4 protein-coding genes and 2 pseudogenes are annotated in these 4456 nt (G+C 58.6%); 1 reads left to right on the top strand and 5 read right to left on the bottom strand.

What is annotated here, in order from left to right; translation table 11 throughout:
* The 5 genes and pseudogenes from M3A49_RS42020 to M3A49_RS42000 form a co-directional block, all read right to left on the bottom strand.
* The coding region (locus M3A49_RS42020) for a helix-turn-helix domain-containing protein (RefSeq protein ID WP_266233954.1) at nt 1–254 on the bottom strand (254 nt) is incomplete at its 3' end.
* Nucleotides 217–786 (bottom strand): recombinase family protein, encoded by a 570-nt coding sequence (locus tag M3A49_RS42015; protein WP_266233953.1) that lies wholly within the window; start codon nt 784–786, stop codon nt 217–219. The genes M3A49_RS42020 and M3A49_RS42015, both read right to left, overlap by 38 nt.
* The gene (locus M3A49_RS42010) at nt 779–970 is read right to left on the bottom strand and encodes a hypothetical protein (RefSeq protein ID WP_028208872.1); all 192 of its coding nucleotides are present in this window, start codon (nt 968–970) and stop codon (nt 779–781) included. Before M3A49_RS42010 ends, M3A49_RS42015 begins: the two co-directional genes overlap by 8 nt.
* A gap of 582 nt (nt 971–1552) precedes the next feature.
* A pseudogene (locus tag M3A49_RS42005) lies at nt 1553–2157 on the bottom strand (IS110 family transposase); the annotation flags it as partial.
* A gap of 618 nt (nt 2158–2775) precedes the next feature.
* Nucleotides 2776–3480, bottom strand: a complete 705-nt coding sequence (locus M3A49_RS42000) for a DNA-binding protein (protein ID WP_266233952.1) — start codon at nt 3478–3480, stop codon at nt 2776–2778.
* 161 nt (nt 3481–3641) lie between these two features.
* On the opposite strand from M3A49_RS42000, the pseudogene M3A49_RS41995 reads away from it, so the two are divergent.
* Nucleotides 3642–4456 (top strand): annotated as a pseudogene (locus M3A49_RS41995) (IS630 family transposase); the annotation flags it as partial.

Below are 4456 nucleotides of genomic sequence, written 5' to 3'. Positions count from 1 at the left end.
ACCGGAACTCGTCCCGGATGGCGCGCGTACAAGCCTGCCAGCCGCTCGGCCAGAAACCGGCTCGACCAACGGCTAATGAAGCGGGAGTCACAGCGCAGCCGCTGCATGATCGCCTCACGTGTTTCGCCGTCGTCAAGCATCAGGATCAACCGGGCGCGCCGCGTGTCCGCTGCGCGCACCGTTTGGCTACGAGCCGCCGACAGCAATTGTTTGCGCTCAAGCGTCGTCAAGTTCATCTTTTCCATGTGTTTCATTGAATACCAGTTCAGGTGCTTTTTCAATGACGCAATGGACTAGTTCGCCACGCTTGGCCTTCTCCCGCCGAGCTTCGAGCGAACGCTGACGCAGCAGATCCAGCTCGTATTCGTTCAGGCTACCCTTTAAGCCGAGCAGCAAACGATCGTTACTCTGCCGTGGCGCGTACACGGTCTCCTGATCAATCAGCACCGTGTCGACGATGCGGCACACCTCAACCAGCTGCTGCCACTCGCGACTGTTGCGCGCAAATCGCGAAACTTCGCGAGCGGCAACTGCGCCGACGTGCCCAAGACAGACCTCTGCCACCATTCGTTCGAAGCCCGTGCGCGTTTGCGTTCCGGCCGCGGAGCGCCCCAGATCCTCGTCGATTACTTCGATCTCGTCCCAGCCCAACTGGTGCAGACGATCCTGCATCGCATACTGCAGCTTCTGGCTCTCCAAATTGTGGCTGACCTGGTAGGCCGACGACTGGCGGACGTACAGCATGGCCTTGCGCGTCAGATGCTGTGCCCGAATCTTGTCACTCATCGCGCACCTCCGGCTCGTGTACGACGGCGAACAGCCCGCGACGGTGTTGCCGTAGCAGTTGCGCCAGCAAACGAACCGTCTCCTGCCGGACCTCCTGCGGCAGGTGCGTCCACTGTGGCGTCTTTGGAAAAGGATGAAACAGGTCGAGTTGAGCGCCCGGTTGCGGGCTGGTCTGGCGTCGCATCAGCACCTCCTGTACGGAGCAAAGGATGGTGCTCGGCTTGTACCATGCTGCGCTGCCAGGCGGCAGGCGCCTGCGCCAGCAGGTGCTTCAGTTCCCTCAATGCTTCACAGGTGACGGCGGGCGACGTTGCCGAAGTAATGCGACAGCAGGCAACGGGATCAAACATCCACTGCGGCACCTCCAGCAAGCCCGCCGTGTCGAACGGCTCTCGCGCACAGCGCAGCACTGACTCGCCGTTCTTCCTTTCTATCGTGGTGAAAATCCATACCGTGTGTCCGTACCACGGGTGCCAGCGATACAGAACTTCCCTTGACTCGGTGATATGGGCGTTGTGTTGACGGCTTGTACAATGCGCGCCGGTTACATTCAACGCTCGATTACGTCAGCCCCATGACATTCGAAAAGAACTGGTTCGCAGCTCAGAGAGGCGAAGCCGCATAATTCACCCAGCTATGGGATTCGTCAAACGAGGGCAAGGTCAATCGGCCTGATCTCCTTTGCGCTGGTGAGGCGGGTGAAAAAACCGCTTGAGGACGGCCTGAACTATTTGCGTGGCAACCCGCCCTTTCAAGGCTACATTTCTATATGTTCGCTGAGATACTCGAAGTGGGAAGGCAAACGATCGAGGGTCGCCACCAGTCGCGTTGGGAGCAGATGCTCAGAGATAACTGGCGGCGGGCGGTCGATGACAGCCTTTGCAATCGGCAGGCTGATGCCAAATTCGAGCAGGAAGCCGTGTATCTGGTTATGTCTTAGCGCAATCCCGAACCATGGATTCGCGGATCCGGTGAAAAGTCGTTAACGTTTGCTGCGATTCTGTCTTGGGCGTCATGAAGCACATGGCCGGACGTGACGCTGCTCGCAGATCGCTTCCGCGTCTACAAATCGTTCTTGCTACTCTTGGCGAAGGGCCGCACAAACTGCGGGGAAATGAGTTTGACCTGATGCCGAAGCCAGCAAGTTTCCGGGCTATGCTGATCTGGACCGTCAGGCTTTTATGGTGGGCTGATGAGCGCCTGCATAGGCCCTTCCATGATCACCATGCAACTGTGAAAGGTGGCGAAGAATCCAATCAGCTGCTTACGACTTACCTTCCGGCGGAACACTGCTTTGCCGTGCCGGTCCTTACCGTAAAGATGAAACGAGTGCTTGCCTAGATCGATTCCAACCAGCGTCAATGTCTGGATGATGGCATGTCCCGAAAAGAAAACACCCTGCAGCGTAACCCGCGTGCAGGGTGGGGGTGACTATCTCATTAAGCCCCACTTGAAATCAAGTCGAGGCTTTGGGGACACTTGTCCACATTGTCAGATTGATGCGTAATCTACGGTCAAAAACAGAAGTCGTCAAGTGGGTTCCTGAAATTCTCGCGTCCGCCTCGCGCTCTGACCCACTCCCCGAGGGGGCCGTCACGTGCTCCGGTGAGAACCCAAAAACTTTCGTCGATGCGTGCCTTCCAGACGCCGTCTTCAAATTAAAAGCCGACTTCGGTTGAAAACGGGATGATTTAGTTGGCCGCGCAGAACTTGATCTCATAACGTAATGTCCTCGAGAAAATCTCGCCGGTGCTCTCCAACACCTCGGTGCCATGGTGCGCTTCATCGGTGCTCAAGCCGCAACAATGCGGCGATCTCGTTTAATGCACCGGTAACTTGAGATTGACGATCGTCATGCGATTTTTTGGTTTCGACAATTGCCCGGGCTATGCGATTTATAAGGTCCTGGTAGGTTGCCCATCCGTTGGTCCCTCGCTTTCCGAGAAGCCCATTGTATCGCCATAGATCGAACGTGCCGATGCCATGGGGTCAATGGCTATTTCCTATGAAAGGCAAACCAGACAACATTTCGTCGGCGCGTTTGCGAGCCTTGGATTCCAGCCCATCGACCGAACTGGCCACGTCAGGGAGTTCGATCGACTCGTCGTGCAGATGGACTTCGTCGGCAACGTCTGCCGTCCCCTCCCCGGCAGCGGCGCGCTTTCGCTTCGAGGGTTTTACCTTAGGCTTCGCGCGGCCTTGAAACCATAGCTTGATAATCTGCCAATGCGCTTCTGCAGTCTTTTCCGACACCTCGCACTTGAGCGCCAGCGCCTTGATCCCGACCTTCATGCCGGCAGCTTTCTCGACGAGCCCACGGCGCAGTTGGTAATGCACAAGGCGGCCGGCCAGCACGCTCATCACCGATTGCGTGAGCAGGCTGATCGCGGCTTGGTATTCTGGATTCGGCTCATATCCGGAGCAGCACGGGCGGCCGCACGCGCATGGCCACGATCGCGGACCGAAGCGCGCCACCAGCACAGCCCTTTCGAGACCGGACAATTGCTCCAGCTCGCGCCTGATCATGCCAGCCTGCGCGGCACCGTCATCGCCGCTCAGCCCTTTGCCCGCGCGCGCCGCCGGCGACGCTATGCGATCGGCTAGCGGGCGGTCAACACGCTGCATGGAATAGTTAAAAGCGAATATGAGCGCGTCCTGCGGCGTGCGAAAAAGCTTCTGTTCAGCATCGACCATTTCGTTTTCCTTGTATTGCGCTCGGCCTGTCCCGTATTTCCTGCCCCTCTTGCAAATCATGCGCATGCCGCCGAACGTATCGACATTCGGGGCCGCATGCTGGCACCGATGTAACTTACTAGTCCATTGCGTCATTGAAAAAGCACCTGAACTGGTATTCAATGAAACACATGGAAAAGATGAACTTGACGACGCTTGAGCGCAAACAATTGCTGTCGGCGGCTCGTAGCCAAACGGTGCGCGCAGCGGACACGCGGCGCGCCCGGTTGATCCTGATGCTTGACGACGGCGAAACACGTGAGGCGATCATGCAGCGGCTGCGCTGTGACTCCCGCTTCATTAGCCGTTGGTCGAGCCGGTTTCTGGCCGAGCGGCTGGCAGGCTTGTACGCGCGCCATCCGGGACGAGTTCCGGTGCATCCGCCTGAAAAGCGGAGGCGCGGGTTCTGAATCTCACGCTCAAGCAGCGGCCCCCGGACGGCTCGACGCATTGGAGCAGCTATAAGCTTGCCGCGGCTTTGGGCGATGTGGGCGCTTCCACGGTCCAGCGCATCTGGCGCAAGCACGGCGTACGCCCCCATCGGCTCGATACACACATGGTCTCAAATGATCCTGACTTCGAGACCAAGGCGGCAGACGTGATCGGTCTGTATCTGAACCCGCCCGCACACGCGGTGGTGTTCTGCGTAGACGAGAAGACGGCAATTCAGGCTCTGGACCGTAAAGACCGGATGCTGCCGCTGTCGCCCGGGCGCGCCGAGAGCCACGGCTTCGAATACAAGCGCAACGGCACGCTGAGCCTGTTCGCCGCGCTCAACACGAGAACCGGGGAAGTCATCGGCAGGACGGCGCCGCGCCATACCAGCGAGCAGTTCGTGGCCTTCCTCACCGACGTTATCGCCAGCCAGCGGCCCAAACAAGAGATCCATGTGATCTGCGACAACGTCAGCAGCCACAAGACCCCGCGCGTGCAAGAG

Origin of the sequence: Paraburkholderia sp. CNPSo 3076 (genome assembly GCF_026343935.1) — a bacterium.
Classification (GTDB): domain Bacteria; phylum Pseudomonadota; class Gammaproteobacteria; order Burkholderiales; family Burkholderiaceae; genus Paraburkholderia; species Paraburkholderia nodosa.
Note: the sequence above shows the minus strand (reverse complement) of the source record. Positions and strands in the feature narration are given on the sequence as shown.

Excerpts from the sequence above, each read along its gene's own strand:
- M3A49_RS42015 (WP_266233953.1), bottom strand. The coding sequence starts at position 786 with ATGAGTGACAAGATTCGGGCACAGCATCTGACGCGCAAGGCCATGCTG.
- M3A49_RS42000 (WP_266233952.1), bottom strand. The coding sequence starts at position 3,480 with ATGGTCGATGCTGAACAGAAGCTTTTTCGCACGCCGCAGGACGCGCTC.
- M3A49_RS42010 (WP_028208872.1), bottom strand. The coding sequence starts at position 970 with ATGCGACGCCAGACCAGCCCGCAACCGGGCGCTCAACTCGACCTGTTT.